18 protein-coding genes are annotated in these 26,925 nt (G+C 45.3%); 7 read left to right on the plus strand and 11 right to left on the minus strand.

Translation table 11 applies throughout. The annotated features are described in order from the left end of the window. Window positions 1–10: 10 nt before the first annotated feature. Together FCL48_RS07525 and FCL48_RS07530 are read right to left on the minus strand one after the other, a co-directional pair. The gene (locus FCL48_RS07525; RefSeq protein WP_136871643.1) at window positions 11–2,293 is read right to left on the minus strand and encodes a molybdopterin-dependent oxidoreductase; all 2,283 of its coding nucleotides are present in this window, start codon (window positions 2,291–2,293) and stop codon (window positions 11–13) included. Next, entirely contained in the window at window positions 2,290–2,850 is a 561-nt protein-coding gene (locus FCL48_RS07530) for a molecular chaperone (protein WP_136871644.1), read from the minus strand. Before FCL48_RS07530 ends, FCL48_RS07525 begins: the two co-directional genes overlap by 4 nt. A gap of 469 nt (window positions 2,851–3,319) precedes the next feature. Between FCL48_RS07530 and FCL48_RS07535 the strand changes: the two genes are divergently transcribed. After that, window positions 3,320–4,840 (plus strand): bifunctional GNAT family N-acetyltransferase/carbon-nitrogen hydrolase family protein, encoded by a 1,521-nt coding sequence (locus FCL48_RS07535; RefSeq protein WP_136871645.1) that lies wholly within the window; start codon window positions 3,320–3,322, stop codon window positions 4,838–4,840. A gap of 304 nt (window positions 4,841–5,144) precedes the next feature. Here FCL48_RS07535 and FCL48_RS07540 read toward each other — a convergent pair whose 3' ends face one another. The 6 genes from FCL48_RS07540 to FCL48_RS07560 all read right to left on the minus strand — a co-directional run bounded on the left by FCL48_RS07540 (window position 5,145) and on the right by FCL48_RS07560 (window position 10,928). After that, window positions 5,145–5,528, minus strand: a complete 384-nt coding sequence (locus FCL48_RS07540) for a response regulator (RefSeq protein ID WP_136871646.1) — start codon at window positions 5,526–5,528, stop codon at window positions 5,145–5,147. Further along, window positions 5,521–7,245, minus strand: a complete 1,725-nt coding sequence (locus FCL48_RS07545) for a PAS domain-containing sensor histidine kinase (protein WP_169309124.1) — start codon at window positions 7,243–7,245, stop codon at window positions 5,521–5,523. Before FCL48_RS07545 ends, FCL48_RS07540 begins: the two co-directional genes overlap by 8 nt. Further along, the gene (locus FCL48_RS24945) at window positions 7,232–7,597 is read right to left on the minus strand and encodes a hypothetical protein (RefSeq protein ID WP_169309125.1); all 366 of its coding nucleotides are present in this window, start codon (window positions 7,595–7,597) and stop codon (window positions 7,232–7,234) included. Before FCL48_RS24945 ends, FCL48_RS07545 begins: the two co-directional genes overlap by 14 nt. Before the next feature lie 132 nt (window positions 7,598–7,729). Further along, on the minus strand, window positions 7,730–9,133 hold the full coding sequence (locus FCL48_RS07550) for a sigma-54-dependent Fis family transcriptional regulator (RefSeq protein WP_136871648.1): 1,404 nt from the start codon (window positions 9,131–9,133) through the stop codon (window positions 7,730–7,732). 102 nt (window positions 9,134–9,235) lie between these two features. Beyond that, complete coding sequence (locus FCL48_RS07555) at window positions 9,236–9,676, minus strand: response regulator (RefSeq protein WP_136871649.1); 441 nt, start codon at window positions 9,674–9,676, stop codon at window positions 9,236–9,238. A 16-nt stretch (window positions 9,677–9,692) separates the two neighbouring features. Next, window positions 9,693–10,928, minus strand: a complete 1,236-nt coding sequence (locus tag FCL48_RS07560; RefSeq protein ID WP_136871650.1) for a response regulator — start codon at window positions 10,926–10,928, stop codon at window positions 9,693–9,695. A 558-nt stretch (window positions 10,929–11,486) separates the two neighbouring features. On the opposite strand from FCL48_RS07560, the gene FCL48_RS07565 reads away from it, so the two are divergent. The 6 genes from FCL48_RS07565 to FCL48_RS07590 all read left to right on the plus strand — a co-directional run bounded on the left by FCL48_RS07565 (window position 11,487) and on the right by FCL48_RS07590 (window position 23,188). After that, a complete protein-coding gene (locus FCL48_RS07565; protein ID WP_136871651.1) occupies window positions 11,487–12,011 on the plus strand; it encodes a CBS domain-containing protein in 525 nt (174 codons plus the stop codon). 41 nt (window positions 12,012–12,052) lie between these two features. Next, complete coding sequence (locus FCL48_RS07570; protein ID WP_136871652.1) at window positions 12,053–13,540, plus strand: SLC13 family permease; 1,488 nt, start codon at window positions 12,053–12,055, stop codon at window positions 13,538–13,540. Window positions 13,541–13,622: 82 nt separating this feature from the next. After that, window positions 13,623–15,059: a sodium:proton antiporter NhaD gene (gene nhaD, locus FCL48_RS07575; protein WP_305791008.1), complete on the plus strand. Its 1,437-nt coding sequence runs from the start codon at window positions 13,623–13,625 to the stop codon at window positions 15,057–15,059. Window positions 15,060–15,993: 934 nt separating this feature from the next. Next, entirely contained in the window at window positions 15,994–19,542 is a 3,549-nt protein-coding gene (locus FCL48_RS07580) for a hypothetical protein (protein ID WP_136871653.1), read from the plus strand. Between the two features lie 907 nt (window positions 19,543–20,449). Next, entirely contained in the window at window positions 20,450–20,989 is a 540-nt protein-coding gene (locus tag FCL48_RS07585; RefSeq protein WP_136871654.1) for an outer membrane beta-barrel protein, read from the plus strand. Between the two features lie 435 nt (window positions 20,990–21,424). Next, the gene (locus FCL48_RS07590; protein ID WP_136871655.1) at window positions 21,425–23,188 is read left to right on the plus strand and encodes a SulP family inorganic anion transporter; all 1,764 of its coding nucleotides are present in this window, start codon (window positions 21,425–21,427) and stop codon (window positions 23,186–23,188) included. A gap of 234 nt (window positions 23,189–23,422) precedes the next feature. Here FCL48_RS07590 and FCL48_RS07595 read toward each other — a convergent pair whose 3' ends face one another. The 3 genes from FCL48_RS07595 to FCL48_RS07605 are packed head-to-tail and all read right to left on the minus strand — an operon-like array spanning window position 23,423 to window position 26,405. Beyond that, entirely contained in the window at window positions 23,423–24,229 is an 807-nt protein-coding gene (locus FCL48_RS07595; RefSeq protein WP_136871656.1) for a mechanosensitive ion channel family protein, read from the minus strand. Window positions 24,230–24,238: 9 nt separating this feature from the next. Beyond that, window positions 24,239–25,459: a hypothetical protein gene (locus FCL48_RS07600; protein WP_136871657.1), complete on the minus strand. Its 1,221-nt coding sequence runs from the start codon at window positions 25,457–25,459 to the stop codon at window positions 24,239–24,241. A 55-nt stretch (window positions 25,460–25,514) separates the two neighbouring features. Further along, window positions 25,515–26,405, minus strand: coding sequence for a mechanosensitive ion channel family protein (locus tag FCL48_RS07605; protein ID WP_136871658.1), 891 nt, complete (start codon window positions 26,403–26,405; stop codon window positions 25,515–25,517). Window positions 26,406–26,925 lie beyond the last annotated feature (520 nt).

Raw genomic sequence — 26,925 nt, forward strand, 5'->3', positions numbered from 1 at the left:
GGGCTTCTCCTCAAACTTTGGCCAAATCGGCGAACTGATCATGGATGGCAACACCGGGTTGACCTGTTTTATAGGCTCCCATATCAGAGGAGGTATCATCAACCACATTCTGGACATTGTATGGATTGTTTCTAAACCATGCCTCGTACATGAGTATGGCGTCGCTGGGAACTACGGTGCTCAGCTTCGCTGTGGTCTTCACTTCTCCGATGGAATTGAAGACGCGAACGGTGTCACCATCTTTGATGTTTTTTTCAGCAGCCAGTTGTGGATGAACATATACAAACGGCTTTGGATTGAACTCTTCACTCCAGTCCAGATTAATGAACTGTGAGTGTAAACCAAACTTAGTGTGCGGGGTGAGAACTCGGTATTTATCTGTTTTTTCACGCGGAGCAACATATTCGGGCAAAGCCTTGTTTCCCCACTCAGCAGCCAGTTCTGATTTGAATTCGTATTTCCCTGAAGGTGTTCCAAACTTAAGATCATGCCAGGCAGCGGACGGCATTTTGGCTTTTGCAGGGCCTTTTTTCAGATCTTCCCAGGATTTGATGCCAAACAGATCATAAATGCCCTGGTTGAATTCTTTAGTCATCCACTCCTTGCTGTCGATCTCCGTTGGAAAGGTGCAGGAGCCTGGTTTGAGGGCATTCATTTTCTTTGACAGGGTTGCTGCAATCTGGATGTCCGATTTGGTCTCGTACATCGGCTGAATGGCCCTTTCATTAATGGAAAGCCAATAATGCCAGTAAGAAGCGTTGATGGTCCATTCCTCAAAAAGTGTTGTCACCGGTAAGACAATGTCCGACATATTGACGGTTTCATTAAAGAACTGGTCAACGGTCACAACCATTTCAAGTTTTTCAAAGGCCTTGACCATCTTGTTGCGGTCGAAGTCCTGGCTGAAAGGGTTCTTGCAGGCCACCCAGAGCATGCGTATTGGTGGATCATTTGCGTCGAGAATAACCTGGGCGGTTTTGTTGATATTGAGAATTCGGTCCGAGTAGGATACGGCGGCGGCATCATTACCTCCCGCAAAATGAAAGTCTCCTTTAACCTCCGCTTTTCCCGGTACGCCTTTGGCCCCCTCGGGCTGTTTTTGTAACAAGGCGTGGTAATTAAAGCCCCAGGTTCGCAGGTGGCCGTATCGTGCTCCACCGCCGACCTTACCGACATTGCCGGTCATGGCAACCAGGGCATCAATCGCCCTTACTGCAGCTCCTCCATTGACATGACGCTGCAAACCGTATCCAATCCAGATGGTTGCCGGTTTGGCTGTTGCAAACTCTTCGGCCATTTCGATAATATTTGTGGCCGGGACACCAGATTCTTTAGCGGCCCATTCGACGGTCACATTTTCTCTTAGATAACTTGCAAACTCTTCAAAACCAACAGAGTTGGCCATGACCCAATCTCGGTCATAGAGTTTGTTGTCGAGAATGTGTCTGGCCATACCAAGGGCCAGGGCTCCGTCGGTTGAGGTCCGTATCTGCCAATATTCATCAGCTTTTGCAGCCATCTGGGTCATGATAGGATCGATGACCACAATTTTGGCACCACGCCGTTTTGCTTCATAGACGTATTTGACGGAATGAACCGAGTTCCAGGCCGCATTGCCCCCCCAGAGGATGACATAACGGGCATGAACCATATCTTCCGGGTCGTTACACCACATGTCGCCCATATCAAAATTCTGGGCGTCGATGCCAGCCGGCCAGCACGGTGTTCCTGTCAGTCTGGTCGTGTACCCCAGGGAACTCATCATGCCCTCAATGCCGTAATTGGTGATCCCGAAGTTTCCGGAATATTTAGACAGGGCCAGCCCCAGAAGATTGCCGTCCTTTTCCTGGATCTGGAGTATTTTTTTGGCAATACGGTCCATGGCTTCGTCCCAGGAAACCCGCCTCCAGTTACCGGTTCCTCGTCCCTCCTGAACCATAGGGTACTTGATGCGGTCCGGACTGTAGGGACGACGGGTATACCCATACCCTTTTACGCAGAGCCCACCTCTGGTAAAGGTTGACTCTGTCGCTCCTTCAATGAATTGTACCACTCCATCTTTGACGTAGGTTTTGATGGAGCAGGTATCGTAGCAGTTTCGTGGACAGGCGTTTCGAAAGATTTCATAGTCTCCCGCGTAAACAATTTCCCCCGCCTCTGTGCGCGTGGGCCTGAGCAGGCCACATGGCAGATTGGCTAAAACTCCGGCTGCCAGAAGGCCTTTCATAAATCTTCTTCTGGTCAGGGGGCATATCCCGGCTTGTGTTTCAGGTGTGTTCTCGGTTGTGCTCATACCTTTTCCTCTCTTGCTGATTGGTAATTCTTAAGTCCGCAGGTCTGTTTATCCAGCCAGTCGGACAAACACAGCACTACATGGTTTATAGCTGGGTGACGTGATGGGGCCGTCAACACCCTGTCGGCAAACAGTGGGACCCACCTCGTCATATGGTTCATAAAACGTGCATGAAGTTCCTGTATCTCTGAGTGGCCCAGCTTTTTGAGAACATGGTTCATTGCCAGAGCCGCATCGAGTTCCAGGCTGATATGGTCATCGGGAAGGCTGTTTTTCCATGGAGATTCCAGACCAAGAGCTGCATACATCTGTCGTACAGCCATTGTCGTCTGGCCCATAACCAACCCCTGGGCATCGAGATAAACGGAGGAGAATGGTGGTGCCTCAAGGGCGGCGGGACCAACGAAGAGGCGGTTAAAAGCAAACTCTACCTCCTGCCAGTCTTCAACTACAGGTGGAGTCGCCTCAAAGCTGCCACTCAGTTGCTGGTAAGAGCGTTTTAGTTTGCCGGCATCACCTGCCAGAAAAAAATCTCGAATCGCTTCAATGTCGTTCATAATCTTTTACGGAGTCTTGTTTAGCAAAATGCCAGTCCTTGATGTTTTTATGGGCTTCAGTATTGTCTTTACAGGATTGAGGAGTGAACGACAAGGTGAGGTAATGGTTAATTACTGGGTATATTTAGATACCCAATAGAGGAGTGTAAATAGGTTGTTTGGTTAAATAGAGATGGAAGTACACTTTTTAAATCTCAATGAGAAATGCCCAAGCCATAAATGTGAAGGTGTCATCAGGAGATGTATAAATTCATAGTCTTTTATTCTTTTACTTTTTACTATAAGGTGGTGACATTTGTTGGGATCATATAAGCCTTCGCACGAAGGTTTCATGATGTCCAGTCTGTTGTCTTGTTTTTTTCCAAGAAAAAAATATCTTAAAGGTGCTTGTTCAGCTCTGCTGGCCTGGCTTAATAATCAACGCCATGACAACATATTTCGTTTAAAACTCAGGATAACGGTCACAATAATGGACACCATAGATAAAATTGAACTTACCTACCTCTCCTTAGAAGATCATGCCAACATAGTTGCCTTGATGGAGGATGAATACCGACATTTAGATGATTCAAGCTGGACATATCAGGAATTTTCAACACTTCTGAAGAAATTTCCCAAAGGTCAGGTCGGAATAAAGATAAATGGCAGTCTTGCCGGTTTCGCCCTCAGTATCGTCGTCGACTACAGTAAACTCGATGATTCTCATACCTATAAAGAAATAACTGGAAATTATACGTTTGACACGCATGACGATGATGGAGATACGCTTTACGGCATAGATATCTTTATCCGTAAAAAATATCGGGGATTGAGACTCGGAAGACGTCTCTATGAATTCAGGCAGGAGTTGTGTGAAGAACTTAATCTTAAAGGCATTATGTTTGGTGGAAGATTACCAAATTATAAAAAATATGCAGATAGACTCACTCCAAGAGAATACATAGCAAAGGTCAAGGCCAAAGAAATTCATGATCCTGTCTTGAACTTTCAACTCTCAAATGATTTTTATGTAAAAAGGGTGTTGCGAAACTATCTTGAAGGCGATGTTGACAGCTGTGAATACGCATCGCTGATGGCATGGGATAATATTTATTATTCAAAGCCGTCAAAAAAACCAATGCCCCAAAAAACGGTAATTCGCTTAGGGCTTATTCAATGGCAGGTTAGACCATTTAAGAATATTGAAGAGGTTCTGGAACAAGCTGAATATTTCGTGGACGCGGTATCGAATTATAGAAGTGATTTTGCGTTGTTCCCTGAGTTCTTCAATGCACCGTTGATGGCGACGTTTAATCATCTTGGAGAAGCTCAGGCCATCAGAGAACTCGCCAAATTTACCCCGATCTTTGAAAAGGAATTTTCGCGTCTGGCTATTACCTATAACATCAATATTATAACTGGCAGCATGCCTGAGCTTATCGATAATAATCTGTATAATGTTGGTTTCGTGGCTAAAAGAGATGGAACAGTTGAGAAATACGAAAAAATACACGTTACTTCAGACGAGCAAAAAGTATGGGGATTGAAGGGATCCAACAAATTAAAAACATTTAACACTGACTGTGGCAAAATAGGTGTACTCATCTGCTACGATAGTGAATTTCCGGAGCTGAGTAGAATTTTGGCACAGGATGGAATGAAAATTCTTTTTGTTCCTTTTCTGACGGATACGCAAAATTGTTATTCAAGAGTCAAAATCTGCGCCCAGGCAAGAGCAGTTGAAAACGAGTGTTATGTCGCTATTGCAGGTTGTGTTGGCAACCTGCCGCAAGTTGAGAACATGGATATTCAGTATGCGCAATCAGCAGTCTTCACCCCATGTGATTTTGCTTTTCCACCAGACGGCATTAAAGCACAATCCACTCCCAACACAGAAATGATACTTGTTGTAGATGTCGATCTGGAATTGTTGAATGAACTTCACAATGTGGGGAGTGTTACCAATCTCAAAGACAGACGCACCGATATCTACGAGATACGATTGAAGTAGGGGAGGGATTCCGTCAATTCTTTATAGAGACAGAACAGATCTTCATGGAACTGACGGGATGGGAAGATCCGTTCTTTGATCGTTTTGATTTCAGAATCTATTTCTGGGAGTGTGATTAAAGAAATTATTTTCACATTGTTCAAAGACTCTGGATATTTGCACCTTGATAGAAGGGCTCAACCGGTCTTGATATTATTTGAATTAAAGTTTCCCTCGACAACATGTTTGCGGAACTGTTCCTCAGGGGAAATACCTACAGCTGTTTTAGACTCCCCCCGATTCTTCGGGGGGTACCTATGAGAAATCATGTCGCAGCTGTGGCTTCGGTAATTTTTTTAAGGAGCAGGCTGAGCTCAACCGGTTTGATGATATAATCAATCGCACCAAGCGCCATCCCTTGATTTCCCAGGCTAAACGAGCCGTGGCCGGTCAGGATGATCACTTTAAGCTCCTTATGGTTTTCCCGTAATTTGGCTAGAACCTCGAGGCCGTCGAGATCCGGCATTTGAAGATCTAGCAGGAGAAGATCTGGAACCTGGCTGGCGATCGCCTCAAGGGTTGCTTCCCCAGAATGAACTATTCTTGTAGTATAGCCCCGTAGTTCAAGCCTGGTGGCCAGTGTCGAGGCAAATTCTTCCTCGTCGTCAGCGATAAGAATATTAAAGTTGCTGTGATTGTCTTTATTCATTGTTTTGGTTTTGTAGTGGAATGGTTATTGTGAATGTGGTTCCTTGGCCAAGGCGGGATTGTACACCGATATCTCCACCTAATTTCTTGACAAGTCCATATGTTATTGACAATCCGAGACCTGTTCCTTTTCCTGTCTCCTTGGTCGTGTAAAAAGGCTCAAATATGTTTGGCAGTACTTCTTCAGCTATCCCCGGACCATTATCTTCTATGCTTATCTGCAGGTCAGACCCTGCTGCTTGGGAGCGTATCCGGATGAGTCCATTTTTACCAATGGCATCTATCGCATTGTTGATAATATTAAGAAAAATTTGTTGTAACTGAACCCGATCACTTGTGGCCAGTGGTAACTTATCATCAAGATCAAGATCAAGACCTATCCTGTTATACAACATTGCATTTTCAAGAAACTGTAAGACTTCACGGATGACTTCATTTATATCAAGTTGTTCTGGGTGGACCTCTGTTCGTCTGGCAAAGCCCAGCAACCTGTGGGTGATAACTTTACAACGGTCAACACTCTGATTTACTGCCTGCAGACTTTTCAGGATTGTTCCTTTGTGGTCGAAGTCATCCTCTGACATTGCCAGAATATCCTCAATAAGGCCTATTTTTTGGTCAATGATCGCGAGCGGATTATTGATCTCATGACCAACACCTGCGGCAAGCCTGCCGATGGAGGCAAGTTTGTTCGTATGTTCAGCTTTTGTAATCATTGCCAGCTGGGTTTCGTCTGATTTCCGGATCAAGTTTGTCAGTAGTCTAACAAGGCTAAGGCTAACGATTAAGCTGATAATCAGGCAAGCCAGAATGATTTGGAAGAGACGACTCTGAAATCTTTTCCAGTCATTTTGGTGAATATACTGTTTTTCGACAAGCACCAGATTCCAGGGACTGCCTTGTATTGCTCCAACTGCTTTAAAGATATTCTCGCCACTCTCAGAAAAGCTACGCTGAATTCCTGGTTTGATTGAGTATTTGAATTGGGAGTGAATTTTCCCAAAATAGAGCGACGATGTCTGCAACCTGCCCTGGTTGTCCACGAGAAAGAGATCATTCGTGGCATTACTTTTGATGGTATTGGTAAATTGCTGCAGGGCTGCGGCATCAATGGTAGCTCTCAGCACCCATCTAGACTGGGTTTTCGGGTCATAGTTACCAACAGCAATGGCAAAGTGGGCAACACCCCTGTTGCCGGTATACACGTCGCTGACATACACCTCCTGATCAAAGGTTTTCTTAAACCACTCTTCACTGGAGTAGTCAGTACCCTGGAGGTCATAATTGCCGTAATATGCCTGCTGGATCCCACGTTCATCAATCACCCCAAGATCTGCAAGTAAGGGATAATAAGATTGGATCCGGGTAAAAAGCTGTTCCAGCTGATTACCTGAGATCAGTTCGAGAAAACGATCTTGTTTCGCTGCAAACTGAATAACCGTTTTGAGACTTTCAATCATGTGCTCTATGGATTGTATGGAACGATCAAGCTGCCATTCAAGTTGTTCTTCTTCTGATATTTGCAACAGGTCCTGGTAGTTGTAATAGCCAATGCCACCTGCCAGCAAAAGAGGCAGCATGGCCATACCGAACATGGTGGAGAAGAGAATAGTACGCAATTGCTTGTAACTTCTTTTTTTCAGCCCGAGATCAAAAAAACTCTTGAAGACGTTTGGGCTCAGCTTGGAAATTACAGCTTCGCGTTTATTTGCTTTCATAAGAAGAGGCCTCTCTTTCATCTGGATAAAGGACGGCCCCCTGCTGCAAGGTGCCATCAAGTATTTTTTCAAGAGCCGTCTGCCAGTTACCGATGATTCCGTCCAGCACATTTACCTTTTTCCAGAGGAGGAAGTTGTAATGCAACTCCTCGATACCATTGCAGACCAAGGATGTAATGTGCTCTTCAACGATCATCTGGCATAACCCTTCATCAGAGGCCCGGTCCATAATTATGGTTTTGGGCTCCCCAAGCAAGGTGCCATTGTTATATTGAACAATGAGAATTTCAGTAGCTAAATCAAATCTTGGAGCTACAAAATCGCCTCGAATGGGCATCATTAATTTATTCACAAAAGAACCTCTTAGCTTGTATGTACGATGGGCTGATTGCCTGAAGGTTTATAAAGCATCCGGCAGAACCTCGTCAGAACCATGTGTGTTGATGTCGAATAAACCAATGCGTTGGTGTATGCCTCATTTTTCTCAGGGAAGCAGACCGTATTTTTTCATCTTGCGCCAGAGCTTCATCCGCGTCCATTCAAGATCCGACGCTGCCAGCTTTCTACTGCTGTTATGTTTTTTTAAGGTATCGATGATCATTTGGCGTTCGATATCACTCCAGCTCTCAGGTGTTTTTTCCGGTAAAACCACCAAAGAAGGTGGCCTTTCCTGGGGCTGTGATGTTTGGTGATTAATGTGGTTTATCTCATCGTCTCCTGCTGCAACGGGGCTATCAGCGACTGGTTCAAAAATATAACCCGGCAAATGTTCGAGGCCTACCTTCTTTTTTTTGCACATGTTCACGGCATACTCAATAATATTACTCAGCTCCCTGACATTTCCGGGATATTTATAACCGAGTAAAGTTTCCATTGCCTCAGAGGTGAAGCCAGCTATGTTTCTTCCCAAGCCCGTCATGAACTTATTCAGGAAATGATCAAGCAGGTACCGTATGTCTACGTCTCTCTCGCGAAGGGGCGGGAGGTGAATATATAGGACATTCAGACGGTAAAAAAGATCTTCCCGGAACATTTTCTTTTTTACCTGTTCCCGGAGTGAGCGATGGGTTGCAGCGATGATTCGAACATCAACGCTGATAATCTGTTCACCACCTATTGGGTAAAACCGTTTGTCGTCAAGGACAGAAAGCAATTTCACCTGCAACTGAAGGGGCATATCTCCGATTTCGGTCAGAAACAGGGTGCCCCTGTCAGCCAGTTTAAACATTCCTGCTTTATTGCGTGTTGCCCCAGTAAATGCACCTTTTGTGTGACCAAAGAGCTCAGATTCGAGAAGGTCAGCGGGAAGGGCACCGCAGTTTATTTTAATAAATGGAAACCGGGCCCTGGGTGAGTGGTTGTGAATGATCTCGGCAATTTTATCTTTGCCTGTACCTGTTTCACCTGTTATCAGGGCTGAAGCATCGGTTTGCGATATGAGCGGTATTTTGTTAAATACCTGTTGCATCTTGGGGCTGTAGCCAATTATTCCAGCTGACGAAAAACTCTTGTTGCTTTGTTCTTTTTTAATCTCTTCAACGTGCAACACTTCCGCGACAACAAGCAAGCCACTTCTCACATTTTCACTATTTGAAAGAGGGGATATATGGTAGTGGACCGGGATCTTGCGTCGATAGCAATTGAGAATATCTCCCTCTGTGGACACAGGCTCTCCTGTTTCCATGACTGACTTAAACAGCCGGTCTCTGCTGTTGCCAACATTACTGCGTAACACCAGTTCACTGTGAATCCCACGGACCTCATCAGTAACGTGGCCACACATTGCTTCCATGAGCCGGTTCATATCAATGATTCTAAAGATATGGTCAAGAATCATGGCTGGACATGGTATCCCCTCAAGGAGGGATTTTATGTCCGGAGTAAACATAATACCTCTTGCACATGCCGCCTGGTTATCAAAAATGATCTCGATCTTTGTTTGTTGGCAGGTCGCGTATTGAACAAGATGTTACACAGCGGAGATACCATTTCACCAGCCTCTACTTTTGATAATGTTTTCAATCTCCTTTTTGGATTGTTTCTGTAAGATGACAACTCTTTTTTTATGGGCTTCTTCAATCTTGTGAAGTAGAGCGGTTATGTCGACCGGTTTCTCCAGCAGGTCCTCTGCTCCGATTTTCATCGCTTTGACACTGCTTTGAACAGAGGCATGACCTGTGAGAATAATAATTTCTGCATCGGGGTGATTTTCCTTAATGCGCTGCAAGGTTTCCAGGCCATCCATGCCGGGCATGGAAAGATCAAGTATTATGACGTCAAAAGAGTGTTCATCAACCATCTGGACTGCGTCTTCACCCCGGTTGACTGTTTTCACCTTGAGATTTCGGGCCTCAAGTCTTTTGGAAAGAGCATCGGTGAAATCCTCTTCATCATCGACCAGAAGTACTTTTGCGTGCAGTTCTTTGTCCACTTGTATCCTCCTTTTATCAGCCTTTTTTCGAGGTAAGGTTTTTACCAACTGCAGCGGCTGCCTTTTCACTTGCAGCTTTTATTGTGGCTGACAATTCTTCGATATCTACGGGTTTGTTCATGTAGGCAAAGGCGCCTAACTCCATACACTGTTGCATGTCATCCATGGTCCCATGGCCCGTCAGAACAATAACTTCCACTTCCGGCGCGAGTTCTTTTGTCTGGCGCAGCACCTCAACCCCGTGGAGACCAGGCATTTTTAAATCGAGAACCATCACATCTGGCTGGTCTTCATTCACCAGCTCAAGTGCAGCCTCACCATCATACACCCCATAGGTTCCAACATCACGGCTGATTAAGCGCTCGGAGACTGTTTGGACAAACTCTTTTTCGTCATCAACAAAGAGGACCTTGGAAGGCAGTTCGAATTTCTGTCGCCGGTAGATAGAGTTTTTTGCACCGGGGCTTTGTTTGACGGTGATTTTACCCACACCTTCCACCTGACGGGCTAGGTCAGAAAGCTCTTCCTCGAGTTTTCGGAGATTAAAAACATCCTCCTCGACGGTCAGAGTGACATCACGATTTACCACAACTATACCAATTTTATGACCTTTTTCGAGAAGTATGTGTTCGATTTCTGTCATTAACAACATGTCGCTGACAGCTTGTTGTGACTCATTGGTATGCAATACGGAAGTTGTGTGAAAACACTTTATAATAGTTTCCACCAATTCGGTTTCAGTTTTCTGAGCCACAGGAATGACCAGATCGTAAAGAGAGCTTTCGTATGCCTCTTTGTTAAAGAGAAAATCAGTCCAGCCATAGGCCAATTTATCAAATTCTTTTCTTGATTTCTGGGCCTGTTTTTCGCTCATTCCAACGGATCTAGCGTAGGAAACACGCTCTGCATGGGGAGCCACAACCAACACCTTGAGAACGTGACTGATGCTGGCGGGAATGAGTGAGGTGAGAAATCCATCAAAAAGCCATTGATGAGTGCTATTCAGCTTCTGGTACAGGGTGTGTCTGAACATGTTGATCAGCTTTTCTCTTTCCAGGGTAAACTTGTTGAACACAGAAGTTTTCCCGAACATTGCGTTTCTCAACTTGTCTTCACTGATGCCAAATTCTGCGGCAGTATCAGTTATCAGATTGTCGTCAGTGTAAATTTTCAAGGTCAACCTGTGAGCTAATTCTTTGGCAATGTTTTCGGCTGGGGTATGGCGACATGGAAATATAGCTATTGATGACATGGTTACCTCTTTGAAATTATTTTGAGCATATCAGTGTAACTGACGGGTTGATGTAACAATCTTTAAATGGTTATAGCACCAATCATGCCATAAACGATAAAATAGTTAATAATATATTAATATCAGTAACCTACCTGTGATTCTTGTGGAAATAGCAGGGCAGTCGTGTGGTCGTTTGATGTAACATGTAACGAAAAGTAACGATACGTTTCGTTTTTGAATGTATTGTGAGCTTTGAGCACTGTAAAGTTATGTTTATACGATTAATATCAATTTGTGGTCTCACTGTTTTTTTTCGTTACCAAGTTAACTTTGATTGTCAATCTGTCTGTAGTGTAACATAAAACAACGATATGTAACATGAAGGTGAGGGCGCTGCTCGCGTTCTTTATAGGCAACACAGCTTGATAATCTGCTTATGTGATTGATATGGATAGTATATTTCAAAAATAATCGGAGGTGGATCGTGTTTTGCAATATTTGTGTTAGGCCTGTTGTTTTGAAGATGTTCCTGCTGAGAAGGAACCCTTTCAAAGAAATCAAATTTATGGAGAAGCCATGAGCAATATTACCCCCAATGTTCAGAAAATTATGATTCCAATTGACAGCTATCCTTGCATACGTGTGGAGGAACCTATTGGAAGCGGTGTGGCTCTGTTATTACAGCACAGTTCTGCAGATAACCAGCACCTTCACTACGAAGAACTGCTCGTGTTAGACACCAATGATAACCTGGTTGGTATGTTGAATATCACCAATATATTATCAAGCTTCTTTCCATCGATACTGGGACAACTTCCCGACCAGATGTACGCTGGCAAAAAACAGGCTTTTACCGACCTCTCGGTTTTGCTGGGAGAAAATTTCCGTGTTGAATGTAGAAGGCAGGCATCTACCTCCATCCGTCAATATATGCGCAAACCGCATAATCCCATTGAGGGCTCCATGTCTTTGCTGCATGCATTGGAAATAATGATAAAGGACCAGGAAAGTATCCTGCCGGTTACTGAAAACGGTATCCTTGCCGGGGCGGTCAGGATGGCTGATATTTTTCGGATGCTTGGCAGTTACTGCACCATATAGGTTGGGGAACTCTTTTAGGCTTAAGTGAACAGGGTATTAGCATGAGTAAAATAAAAGTAGCAGAAATACATGCAGGAAGTCCTCCTGTCAATTATAGGCGAATCATTGCCATGTTTATGGGAATCGCCTTATTTTCTATTATTTATTGGTCACCTCCATGGCCGGATGCCATTGATCCTTTGGGAACAAATTTTGTGTTGAGCACAGAGGCAAAAGGAGCCATTGCAGTTTTTGCGCTCGCGGCTACCTGGTGGGTGTTCGAAGTCGTTCCCATAGGGATTACAAGTATTGCCATCGGGGCCTTGCAGGCTCTTTTTTTGATTCGCTCTCCAAGTGTTGCCTTCAAGGACTTTATGGACCCCTCGGTGTTATTTATTTTTGGCTCCATAGTCATCGGCATGGTTTTTACCAAGACGGGTCTCACTAGAAGACTTGCCTATAGGATGTTGTCCATAGTGGGCGAACGCACAAGCATGATCTATCTCGGTTGCTTTGTTATGACGGCTGCGCTCACTCACCTCATGGCCCATACGGCTGTCGCGGCAACCATGTTTCCCCTTTTGATGGCAATTCACGCGTTGTATTCCGACAGTGATGAGCCAACACGATTCGGCAAAGGGCTGTTTATCGGTATGGCCTATGTAGCCGGTGCGGGAAGTATTGTTACCCTTCTTGGAGCGGCAAGGGGTGCTGTAGCTCTTGGGTTTTATAAAGACATTGTGAAGGTTGATATCAGTTTTTTCGAATTGTCCATGTACATGTTTCCCATAGGATGGCTCATGGTGTTTCTACTGTGGGGCTTTTTCATGATATTTTGCAAGCCTGAGAAAAGGGCGATTACCGGCTTGAAGGAACGTTCAAAAATCATGTATGCAGAATTGGGGGCATGGAGTCGCACGGAAATCCTTACTGTGACCATTGTGTTGGCAACTATTGTACTCATTGCTCTTAAAAACTTTATCCCTGCTCTGTCTTCTCTTGATAAGACTGGCATCATGCTCTGTTCGACCATTGCATTTTTCATGCTCAATATCCTCAAATTAGAGGATCTGGAGGAGATCCCGTGGAATATTATCCTGCTCTTTGCCGGTGCCATGTCTATTGGTTTTTGTCTCTGGGAAACGGGTGCAGCTAAATGGATGGCCGTTAACTGGTTACAGCTGTTTACAGAGGCTCCAGCTATGCTTTTTATTTTGGGAATGGCATTTTTTGTTATGATAATGACCAATTTCATCATGAACGTGGCCGCAATCGCCATCTCCCTTCCTGTGGCCCTGGTGATAGCACCGTACCTTGGTGTAACTGGCGAAGTCATACTGTTTTCTTCCCTGGTTGTGGCTGGCATGCCGTTCCTGTTGTTAGTGGGTGCTGCCCCCAACGCTATTGCCTATAACTCCAAACAGTTTACCACGGGTGAGTTTGTCATGTATGGCATTCCTGCGTCAATCCTGTTGATGTTTGTGACCTGGCTTGCTGTTACCGTTATCTGGCCTTTAATGGGCATGAAAATATTTCTTCCGGTTTCCTAGCAAGGAAAGCCTGTCAATAGATCAGCTGAAAATACACCAGCACCAGCTGGATCTAAAATCTTTTAATGAAGAGGAGTAACAAATGCGGATGAAGTACCTATTGAGCCTGTCGACCTTCCTGACAACGATACTGATAACCTGTGGTATAGCCATATCTGCCACAAGTTCGGGTGGTTCCCAGGAGATACTATCTCTTACCAGCCACTGGGTTGGTTATATCGGAATAGCAGTATTTGTTATTGCCTATGGCTTTGTCATGCTTGAAGAGGTTACCCATATGAGGAAATCAAAGCCAGTGATGCTGGCAGCCGGTATCATATGGGGGCTGATCGGTCTGATATACTCTATGAATGGTATCACTGGAGTGGCGGAGGTCGCTATCAGGCATAACATTCTCGAATATGCGGAGCTTTTCCTGTTCCTGCTGGTTGCAATGACCTTTATAAACGCCATGGAAGAACGATTGGTGTTTGAAGTACTGCGTGTAAAGCTTGTAAATGCAGGCTTTGGTTTTCGGAAACTGTTCTGGATTACCGGTCTGCTTGCATTTTTTATCTCACCAATTGCCGACAACCTTACTACCGCCCTGCTCATGTGTGCGGTTGTAATGGCAATCGGTAAAGAAAATAACAAGTTCATCCTGCTCGCCTGTATCAATATAGTTGTCGCAGCCAATGCAGGAGGTGCCTTCAGCCCCTTCGGAGACATAACCACCTTGATGGTTTGGCAGAAGGGTATCGTTCAATTTCAGGAATTTTTGGTCCTGTTCATTCCAGCCGTCGTGAACTGGCTTGTACCGGCAGCGATAATGCACTTTGCCGTTCCCCACCTCAAGCCAGAGGCTACTACCGAAGAAATCAGGCTCAAACGTGGCGCACTCATCATCATAGGACTCTTCCTATGGACGATTGCTACTGCGGTCAGCTTCCATAATTTTCTACATCTGCCGCCTATGGTTGGTATGATGGCAGGACTCTCATTGCTCAAGATGTTCGGTTTCTATCTCAAAAAAACGCATAAGCCAAATGACGCGACCTATGATCCTGCAAAGGCAGAAGAACGGATTGGACAAATAGTACCATTTGATGTTTATGCAAAAGTTGCCCGGGCTGAGTGGGATACGCTGCTCTTTTTCTACGGTATAGTCCTCTGTGTTGGAGGTCTTGGTTTTATGGGGTATCTGGCGCTTTTGTCACAGTTTATGTACCTGGATCTTGGACCAACCGCAGCCAATGTTCTGGTGGGTGTTCTTTCAGCCATCGTCGATAATATCCCTGTGATGTTTGCCGTTTTAACAATGATGCCGGATATGTCCCACGGTCAGTGGCTACTCGTTACCCTGACCGCAGGGGTCGGTGGTTCCATGCTGTCCATCGGATCAGCGGCTGGTGTTGCTTTGATGGGACAGGCGCGCGGGAAATACACCTTTTTGGGGCACCTGAAATGGACACCGGTTATTACCTTAGGATATGTTGCAAGCATCGTGGCCCATTTTCTTGTGAATGGTAAACTGATGTAATGACGAGGGCGCAAGACGTAGTTTGTATACTGCCAAGAGAAAAAGAAGGTTTTTTCTGGGGAATGAGCTGTTCCAGTCTATGCTCACTGACGGTATTTTAAAAAAGTCGAATCTTTAGCTTTTTTTGTGTTGGAGCGATATGTCAAACAAGTAACGTCTTAATTGGTTCATCATAACTCCCTTAACAGTTTGTTCTTTTAAGGGAGTTGCACCAAAAAATTCTTTTTTTCATATTACTGCTGGATTCAAGTAATAAGTGCTACAGTGACGGATATGTCAATAGGCCTGAGAAATATGGCGTTAATAGAGCCAGTGGTGATTTATGGGTCTGAAATAGGATTCATACTGTGTCAGACCCATAAATCTTAAGAACTGTATGCTTATGGCTTAATCTAGAAAAAACGATAGAATAAAAGTATACAATTGTTCGGTGTAACCCTTGGCTGATAAAGCCCGTCATACATGTATCGAGGATTGAGTGCAGTTCATTGTCAGCAATATAAATACTAATGATTCCGGAAAAGATATTTAGCGAGGGGAGAAGTAAAGATACCTTCAAAAACAGATAAGAACCATTTGCATAAACCCAACAACCCTGCCTTTTAAATCTAATTCCCATGCATCAACGACGGTATCCTTCTTGAGGTGAAAGAGAGAAGATCATAAATGTTCTTTTCGTTTAAATAGCACAGAAATATAAAGCTGTTTTAAAGAGTGTTCGTTTTTTTCTGGAAGCCGGAGGCTCGAATTAGCGTGTTCTGTTATTGTGTGAGCAAACGTAGTTTCTGACATAATTTTTATGTTAGGCTACCTTCGGCCACTAAAAGATACTAAAACAGACCAATAGTGTTAAATAGGTTATGATATAAAGGTATTCTTTACCAACCCATGGCTAAAAACCACCCCCCCTATAGAACTGATGAGGAATTAATCGATGGCTCGCGCTACACCTTTAAAGGGTAACTGGTTGATAAAGCTCATTGCTCTGGCAGGTATGCTTGAACTGGTGTATCTGGTGATAGCAAACCTGTTATTGAACGTGCCATATATACAAATGAAGCTGAGCAGTAAGCCTGATCAGTTTACAATACAATGGTCCTCGGGCTGGACTTATCTGCCGGGGCATCTGTATGTCAATAATCTGCAGGTAGAGGGACGGACACCGGAACGGCAGTGGTCGGTTTTGATGTCCGAAGGTGAATTCGACCTGGCACTTTGGAGACTGTTTTCCCGAACCATACAAATGCAGAGTTCAACAATGTCAGGTCTTACGGTAACCGTGAATTCAACGATTACAGAGATCCCGGGTGCTGCTGAAAGTCAAAATCCTGCTGCTCCGGCTGGACCACCCGAAGCCCTGCAACCACTTGAGAAGATCAACATCCCGTCTTCTATTGAACAAAAGAAAACTGGGGCAGGATGGGCTTTTATAATAGGGCATGCTGATATTGCAAATATCGATCAGATCAAAATTGATACCTATATTTTTACAGGACATGGAGGGGTGCAGCTCAACGAGCTGACATTCGGGACAGACGGCGCGCTGGCTTTGGAGAGAGGGACGCTGCAGATAGAGTCTGGCCTTCTCATGTCCGGTTCGAAGTCTATAGGCACCTCTTTGGAGAGTGATATCGAATTACGACTTGAGCGTTTTGTGCCTGCGGAACAGGATGGCCTGACAGCCACCGGGTTTATCTCTGGCAGTATCGATTTAAGCGGTGACCTCTCCTCATTTGCTATTCTCAACCGTTATTTGAGTGATAGTGGATGGCTGCAGCTTAAAGGAAGGGGTGCACTCACCACTCATCTCCTGATTGAAAAGGGACGTTTAGTAGAAGGCAGTGAGCTTTCCATTGAGTCACCTGATCTGGCTGTTGAACTGGAGGAGAAAAATGATTCCGGTTCAGGTGATCAGTACAGTATTCGAGGGGCAGGCACGGTGAAGGGGGATGTCAGTTCGAGGTCCGGTGATGCCAAGACACAACTGCAGGTGGAACTGAAAGATATCGTTATGCATACAGAACCGCAGGAACAGCTTCTCTTAAAGGGTAAAGCCTTTCATCTGCTTCTCACCGGTCCGCCTGTATACTTGAGTGAGACGTCGGCAGAACCTGTGGTTCGATTGCAATGGGATGAGGCGGTAATGCCGGATATCTCACTGTTGAATGATTACCTACCGGGCGAAATGCCGTTTAGGATACACGCGGGCCGCGCACGCCTGAATGGATATCTCAACTACACAGACCGAGTTGTGTCAGGCATATTTGAACTGGCTGGAGAAGATGTCAGTGGTGAAATTCTTAACGAGTCAGTAATAGGCCGTCTTGGACTTGAGCTGCATCTGAAGCAGGCTGATATCAACAACCGGCAACTTGACCTCTCCGGCACACGTCTTGAGCTGCAAACAGGCCACTCTGATCCGGGAACTGCAGATCAGACAGATCAGGGGGCTTTACGGACGGAGCTGAAAATTATAGAGGGCAGGCTGACATCTGCAATTCCCTTGAACGAACTTAAGGGTTTTCAGGGGAGGCCGCCACTCAGCGGCATTCTTCAGCTAGAAGGCAAGATCGGCAATATAGATTTTCTCAGCGATTTCTTATCTGACCGAACGGCCCTTGAATTTGGTGGTGATGGCGTTGTTCGTACTAACCTGCGTGTGCATGAAGGGCAACTTGCCCCGGGGAGCATTCTGGAGATCGAGTCAGACAAACTGTTCAGCAGTTTTTCAGGATTTACAGCAAGCGGTTCCGGTAATGTTTTGGTTGAGCTTCAAAAGGTAGCTGAAGTTGAGGAAATTTCTCTGAAAATGGATCTGCGGGATATGAAATTGCATCAGGTGCAAGATGGCAGGCTGCTTTTTCAAGGCAAGGGTTTGCAGTTGAGTGCAAGCAGCCCGCCGGTCGATATCCGCAACCGGCATGATTTGTTAAAAATTGAAGTAAAATGGCAGGATGCGTTGGTGCCAGACCTCGAAATAGTCAACGGATATTTGCCGGAAAACCCGCCGTTTTTATCGAGTTCAGGGTCTGCCCGCACGAGTGGTCATATTGAATTTGACAACAGCAGCATTTCAGGCGACATTCGTTTGGCTGGAGAGAATGTCACTGGTATGCTGCTTAAACAACCTGTAAGCGGAAAACTTGATCTTGATCTGTTGATCAAACAACTCAAGCCTGAGAGCCGTTTCCTCGATATTTCTGGAACCCGCATCCTGATGCAGGCAGGTTCCACCGCAGGAGAAACAAAACCCTTAGAAACACGTATTACTATTGGTGAGGCAAAATTGAAGCTGAGTCCAGATTCTCTTCAGGAAGAGAAATCTGGGGCGCCTCCTCCGTTGAGCGGAGTAGTCAGGCTTGAAGGATCAGTGGCCAATATCGGTTTTGTCAACAGCTTTCTCAAAAATTCTCAGGGATTAAAAATTGCGGGAAATGGCCATCTGAACGCTGATCTGCGGTTTCTTGAAGGGCAGATGGCTCCCGGCAGCACGTTACAGATCACTTCTGATAATCTGTCCAGCAGGTTTCTTGATTTTGAAGCGAACGGGTCGGGAAAGGTCAGTGCGCGGATAGAAGGGGAAGCAGATGCACCTGTGGCAAAAATCGAGAGCTCTATAAAGAGTTTTAGACTGCGCAGGCTCGGGGAAACCGTTTCATACGTCAGTGGGAACGGGTTTCAGATAACCACAGAGGCAAGAAGCTTCGATTCGATTCTAGGGCTGCAGAATCTGGAGACATCGGTCAGATTGATGGCTGCCGAAATTCCGGATATTACAGTCTACAATAGTTATCTACCAGAAAATGCCGGCATATCAATTGATTCCGGCACGGGTAAAGTTGCCGGGGAGTTCCATTTGAGTGGTAATTCAGGCAGCGGCAATCTCGATATGATGGCAGAGGGTGTCGAAGTCAACGTTAAAGGCCAGGTAATAAGGGGCGACCTGCATATCTACACCCATCTCGCTGATGGAAATCTGGAAAAGATGATCTTTGATGCTTCAGGCACCACGTTGAGAATAGAAAACGGCTCTCTGCTCAGCCAAAACGGTACCCAGGCCGAGGATTGGTGGGGCCAGCTCGATATCAAACGAGGCCACATGACCTGGAAGCGTCCTCTGCTTCTGAATGCGGCATTGAATCTGCAGCTGAGTGACAGTGGTTTACTTGTACATCTGTTCGTGAAAGAGAAGAAAAAGTGGCTGACGGATCTGCTGACGATTAAAAATGTTACAGGAAAAACAAAAGTGCTACTGAATGGAAATTCCATTCTGCTCAGCAAGGTCCGTATCACCGGTGAACAATTACTGGTGCTTGCCGATGTGCTTTTGAGCGAAAAAAAGATACGAGGTGGTATGTATGCCAAATATGGGATTCTGCGGATGGGGATTGAACTTGAAGACGAGGATCGTACGTTGAGATTAATGAAGCCGCTTAAATGGTACGACAGCTTTTCAAAAGATTTTGAAACAGTTGCACGTTAGGAACAGTGGAACCATTGACTCCCAAAAGACGAGGATATGAAAACTTAGCGGGACAAGAGTTCGGTTTTTTTCTGACGTTTTAATGCAGGAAGTTTTTGAGGAAAAAGTTCAGGATTTTAAAAAACGTGAAATCGTCGAAAGTAAAGGACTTGCTGTTCTATGGGAGGCTACCGTCATCACAGCAGGTTTTTACCATTTCTACCTCAATTTCATTACCTTAAAGGGTCGAGGGTCGGCTTGGATGTCAAGTCGGTATTTTCAGTGCTCAGCAGGGATGCTGAACTGGAAAGAATGTCTATCGACTAAAGAACATCCGGAATTGAATTGTTCACATATTTGATACATGCAGACGAGCCGTCGACCAAGGCATTCGTCCGTGTCTGGGGTGTTTTTTTGTACAAAAACCACGACAGGGATTTGGCTTATAGAGATTTTTTTCTAGGGAAAATTGGTAGCTTGAAATGATTCGGGCTCTCAGTAAGCCTTAACTTTTGAAGTGTACTTTTCGATTTAAGATTACTAACGGACATCCCCTATCCTGTTTTATTCTTCTTGTTTAACAGAGAAGAATGCCTAACTATAATATTGCACTAAATTTGATTGCTATCGTAAGCATTATGATTAGAATACTTTGGAAAGCATGTTACCTCTGAACGAGTAGAAAAATTGAGGTTTATTGCTGTAATCAAAGTAGAGCTAACAGGCAGAAAGTGATGAAGTTGGAACGTGATAAGTTATAAAAAAATTTCAGCTTACGTCAATCGATGCTTGTGATGACTATGAAGCGGGAAAGAATAACATGGTCCCATATTATCACCCGAGGCCAATCACAGGCTCCGGAAAACACTGAATAGATCAATAGACAACAGTCTGTTCAGGTAAAACACTCTTCCAAAGGAGGGAAAAGATGAAAACTCATTCTACTCTTATCGCAGCAGTGATCGGAGTTTCCATGCTGATCACGGGATTAGTCACTCCAGGGCAGGCTTACCAAAGTAAGGGGGACAGTTCACTACAGCTTGGAGGTGGTTTTTTTCATGCCCAGGGGGCGGATGTAGGAACCTTGAATGTTGATTTGGGATATGGCTATTTTCTTACCGAAAATTGGCAGCTCGGGCTTATCCAGACTTTGGGATACAGCTTTATAGAGGATGGTGATGATCAGTGGGTGGCCTCGACCATTCCATATGTGAATTACAATTTTCGAACCGACGAAAGCTTTCAGCCATTTGTCGGCGCTTTTATCGGTGCCAGCTACAATGAAGATGACATAACCGGTACCATGGGGCCGCAGGTCGGCTTCAGATCATTCGTTAATGACAGCACCTATATCGTCGTGAAATATCGTTATGAGTGGTTCTTTGATGAACTGGACTATGACGACATTGAAGATAACAGCAGTGATGGAAACCATGTGGTCTCTCTTGGTGTGGGGTTTGTGTTCTAATTATTTTATATAGTTCTTTTTCCCTGAAGGACAATCAATACTATGGTGGGAGGCAGTAATGTGCTTCCCACCTTTTTTTGTTTGAGCATGTGGAGATCGTAACTTTATTTATAGCCACCTGAAACATTTGCTGGACAATTGCCACGGTTTGAGCCTCAAGATTCATGTCGCTGTGTCAAATGTAACGCTGTCTTGTCATTTTTTTTTGTTGAAGTCGCCACTGGATTTCTGGTGGGCACTGTACAATATCGATCATTGATTGTCCCAGTTTGAGGGTCGAAAAGATGTAAGGCAGATTTGAGGATACCAGCGTATTCTAATTTTTGTTGGACACTTCTGTTATCCTTCTGTCATTTTTAATAAGAGTGGATTAACGTGGTGTTCATATTTGCAGGGAAGTATCATTTACCACCTTCATCACTTATTATAGAGGATATGAAAAAATTCTTTCGTGAAACACTGTGTGAGGCTGGCCATCGTTTTATCCCATTTCTGGACTGGATAGGCGAACTCAAAAAGCCAGCTGTCCTCAAGGCAGACATACTTGCGGGAATAACCGTGGCTCTGGTTCTTATTCCTCAGGCCATGGCCTATGCGCAATTGGCAGGTTTACCTCCGCACTATGGACTGTACGCTTCATTTTTAGTTCCAATTGTCGCTGCTATTTTTGGGTCTTCCAGGCAGTTGCAGAACGGACCGGTTGCGATAATTTCGCTGATGACAGCCGCCGCCCTGGCCCCATTGGGTCTGAATGTTGAACAAACAGTTATGTATGCGGCCCTGTTGGCCTTAATGGCTGGTGGAATTCAACTCACGCTCGGTTTTTTGCGTCTGGGGGTTATGGTTGATTTTCTGTCGCATCCTGTCGTCATCGGTTTTACCAACGCTGCTGCACTGGTCATTGCCAGTATGCAAGTTGGTAAGCTCTTTGGAATTGTTGTTACTCCCGGAAATCATCTGCATGAAACACTCTGGAAACTGGCCATTGCGATACCAAAGAATACCCACATGGCAACGTTGTTTATGGGGAGTGGGGCACTGGTTTTATTAATTTTACTTAAACGGTTTTTTCCCAAATTACCTGGAATTCTGATAACCGTCGTTATCACAACTGTTGTAGCCTGGTTTACGGGTTATGAGAAATCAGGGGGTGCTGTGGTCGGTCATATCCCTGCAGGCTTGCCATCCTTTGTCTGGCCGGAATACAACTCCGAGCATGTCAAAGATCTTATGCTTCCGGCTGGAATGATTGCTTTTCTGAGTTTTGTGGAAGCATTTTCCATTGCCAAAGCGGTTGCCTCTAAAACTCGTCAACGTCTCTCTGCTGATCAAGAAATGGTGGGGAAGGGGCTTGCTAATCTGGTGGCAGGCGTCTTCCAGGGCTACTCGGTATCCGGTTCTTTTTCCCGCACAGCAGTCGCCTTTGACGCAGGTGCTAAAACGGGATTTGCTGCAGTTGTCTCTGGAATCGTTGTTGGTATAACCTTGTTGTTTCTAACTCCTCTGATGTACCATCTGCCGATCGCAACACTTGCAGCTATTATCATAATTGCTGTGGTTGGGTTGTTCCAGATTGCACCTCTTGTCCATTCCTGGAAAGTTAATCCCCATGATACTGTAGTGGCCCTCGTAGTTTTTAACTCCACAATTTATTTTGCACCACACCTGGAAAAGGGCATATATATTGGCATAGCATTATCTCTTGCGTTTTATATTTATCGAACAATGCGGCCACATTTTGCTGAAGTAGCCATGCATGAAGATGGCACCTACCGAGATGCAAATTTATTTGGGATGCAAACCAGCGAGAGCCTGGCTCTTTTTCGTTATGACGGTGATTTATATTTTGTAAACGCAGGTTACCTGGAAAAACGACTGGTCAATGCCGTGGCGGATAAGCCTCAGTTGCTTGTCGCAATGTTGGACATTGAGGCGGTTGAACAAATCGACACAACCGGTGAAGAGATGCTGGCCCATATGTCAGAGTGGTTTAAAGAGGCCGGTATAGAGTTTTATATCACCCGTCCAAAATTCAAGGTAGTCGACGTGCTCAAACGTACCGGGTTATATGAGAAAATCGGCCAGGAGCATATCTATAGTAGACGCCAGGACGCACTTGAAGCCATTCAACAAAAGTACGGTGACCGTATTGATATAAAACATTTACAACACTACATTCCTGTTGAAAAAACTGTATAGATGGGGGGAGCATAAGTCGTCAGAAAGGGTTGATGAGGGTACCTCAATATAGGGGATTTCTAGCACAGTGTTTATCATATTCCTTTTTCAGCGGAGGATATTTTTCGGTGAGAAGTGCTACCTGCTACAAAGGACCAGGCATGAACTGAAAGAGAGACAGTGGCGCTACAGGAAAATGCTATGGGATAATTTGGGAAAGTATACTTGAGTTTTTCTTGCGGTCTCTGTCGACGATCACCCATTGGTAAGAGTTGGTATTGCGGCATATTCCACACCGACCCTGTTCAGGGCTGCCTTACCACGAATCGTCAGGTCGGTCACAAAGTGAAATTGTTGACGAGGTTCAATCGGGTATGCCTTAAGGCGATAATGGGTTGCCCAGGGTTTTTCCGAGACAATGACGCTTATTGGTTTTCTTATCTGTAAAAAAGCACTCGTCAACGCTACATCATAGAGAAGTCGCTTGACCTGAGTTGCATCGTGATGAGGATGAAGATAAAAATCAGCGACACATTGCAGGTTCTGACTGCCGTCGTTGGCATTGAAAATGAGCTGATCCCATAATTTTAGATGGGGAATAACCACGACCGTGTCATCGGGAGTGACAATCTCTACACACCGCATGTTGATAGCCTTTACTTCCCCGTAGGCTCCGTTGATCTCAATCCAGTCTCCAGGGCGATAAGGTGCCTCGTAAAGGGTGACAACCCCGGCAAGCAGACTGCTTGCGAAGTCTTTGAAGGCAACCCCCAGGCCAAGCCCAAACAACCCCAGGAGAACCATCAGGTTTTCCATTGTAGGTTCGATTAAAGAAGTGATTGTCAGCACCAGGGCGATCACGATAATGAGCAGACGCAACACGGGTATGGAAGACAGGACAAAGAAACGAAAGCGGCCGGAAACCCTGTTGGCCAGCCATGAAAGAGACCGGGAACTCAAGGCGATCAAGAGCCAGGCACCAAAGACAATCAGACCGAGCTGGAGAAAATTGACATCGGCCAGGGCTTGTAATAAAAAGGAATTTTCAGTCAGATTGTTCATATACCGCTCCTAAAATTGATCAACCAGGTACCCATTGCTCTGCAGGAATTGGCGTGCAGCTGGATAGCCCTGGGCTGTAACTTTCCAGACGGTATCATTTTGGGTCACCAGTCCCTCTTCTTCCAACCAGTAAATATTCTCCATTCCCTGACTTGTCGGCAGAAGCAGCTTGAGCAAATCATAAGGCAAGCCGTTATGCAGGAGCAGTGCATGCAGAATAAAAGCCTCACCATGGCCAATCTTTGCGGGAACCACCGGAAGCTTGAGTTGGTTCCAGGGGATAATCCAAACAGTATGATGAGGAATATTGTTGTTTGTGTTCTCGTCCTCCTCTGAGAGCTTTTCATCTGGTTCAGCCTGCATACTGGTTCGCCAGATAGCCTGAGCAACACCTAGAATACCTCGACTGTGTGCTGCCAGAATCTGCAGAAACTTACTGTACTCGTTTGGTTTTTCACCGATTTCCGGTGCTGGAAGGACGTAATGACCAGTGTCAGAGAGACGGAAAAGAAGTGGGCTGCTATTGCACTCACTGATCTGCGGCTGAAAATGAGCAGCCAGGCGGGGTTCATCAAAGGCCTGAAGGGTGAGTGTAGTTGGGGTTCGACCATGCCACAGATGGGAAATAAAAGCCCAGGCCCAGCTATCACAGCCAATGATACCTTGCCCAATTTGACCTGCGCAGGCAAGATCGAGAAAATGACGTAACAGCTTTAAGCCTTCTACATGCCGCAGATAGAGGTTTTCCAGGGCCGGAAGCACCCAAGGGCTGCCATCACCAATCTGCGCAGCGAACCAACTGGTATCCCCAGCTAATATCTGCTCTGGAGTCGGGCCCTTTAAAGTGCGCCAGGCATGTATCTCCGCCCACGCCTCAAGAGTCTCGATGTTACCGCTATGGGGCGGGCCGACCATGACAATCACTGGCGGGGTAGGATCTTCCTGCTGGAGCCAATCTTTGAGTTCACTATCCAACGCTTCGGCACAACGTTGCCAGACAGGAGCAGGGGCAAGACGATCCAACTGGCAAAGCGGTAACGACAAAAGTTTATCTGTAGAAATCAGAGGCCCATCCTGTTCCGGCTTACTGCGTTGGAACAACCGACGAAAGGAGGTATACCGTTCCCTTGCACTGTAGGTCACCGGTGCGCTCGGAGGTTGATAGGAGGCAACGGAAACATATTGCCAGGATGGCGTTTTTTGTGTTTCGACGGTAGAATTTGGATTCATTTTTTTTATGCAACGTTTTTGTGAAGTTTACTAGGGTGCACGCAGCTCCTGATACTCATTTCAACGTGTTACTCTGTGCATGCCCATCATCGTTTAAGATAACCTTATGGGGGGCCAGCTGAATCGTTTCAAAAGGCATATCCACTCCAGCAGCGATCAACGCCTTGTATATTTTTTCCCGAAGCTCGAAACGTTTTTTTACATGATCTCGTTCCTCTTCGAGCCACACGCGTAATTCCAATTCAATATTATAGTCGCCAAGGCGAGTAACCACAACGCTTGGTGGTGGTTCAGGCATATAGTCTGTATCCTGCTGCACCAGAGAGAGCAGGACCCGCCTCACTTCATCAAGATTTTCCGCGACACCCACCGTAACTGCGACATCCAGACGTAAATGAGGAAAATTGGTGTAAGAAGTCACTGTCTTATTCATGATCTCAGCATTCGGCACGGCCAGCATTTTACCATCGTTGGTTACGATGCGCGTGGTCCTCAGGGTGATGCGATCCACTCGACCATATTTGCCATCAATTTCCACCAAATCGTCAATAGTGAAAGGGCGGTCCATAAAGACCAGAATACCTGATATAATATTGGAAAGGGTGTCCCGTAAGGCAAAACCAATAGACAGTCCCGCAACTCCAAGAGACCCTAGTAAGGCCGTGGTCTTAATTCCGGCAGAGCTGAGCGCAACAACCACAGCGACTCCAAAGATGCTGAATTTGATCACCGTCTCGGCAAAGGCGATGCTGGTCTTGTCAAAATGACGTTTGAGGCGCGAAGCCACTAATCCGTTCAATAATCGCCATATCACATAAAAGATAACCAGTACAATTACGGCAATAATTGTCTTTATGATGAGTTCTCCAAGCATCAACCCTAAATGCTGGAGATCAAAGAACTCTCTCAAGCGGGACAACAAACTTTCTAAGAATTGTAGTGACATCTGGTCCTCTCTTAGGATACTGTTTTAACCTTTCATGAAATAGTGGTTAACAGTCTCGCTGAAACACTCCGATTGTACAGGAGCACAGGAGTACAGGAGCTTGCCCCAGGTATCAGTATGAATGGCTTTATTTGTGACAACCTGGTATCACTAATGAAAACTGATAGGCTGGTCGGCAAGAAATAGAACAAAGAGTGTTGAGGTGAACCTCCCTGTCACCCTGTAAGAGTATTTTGTATCTGCAATGCTTATCAATAACATCCTGGAACTGCAAAGTAAACAATTTGAAAAAGACAGAATTGACCGCGGTTGTTCCCTAAAAACAGAAAAGTTATGTTCCAACATCAAACAACCTCTTTTTTTTGTTAAGGGTTTTCGTCTGTTCATGGCTGAGAGGATGATCTCATGAGCGGTTTTTTTGTTATTGATTTGCCGTTGATTAGCTTGCGGTTGTTTGAAAATCTTTTAAATAACAAAGTATGTCGGGATGGGTAAAAGCGTGGGCAGGGCAGTATCGATG

This window comes from Desulforhopalus sp. IMCC35007 (assembly GCF_005116575.1).
Taxonomy (GTDB): domain Bacteria; phylum Desulfobacterota; class Desulfobulbia; order Desulfobulbales; family Desulfocapsaceae; genus Desulforhopalus_A.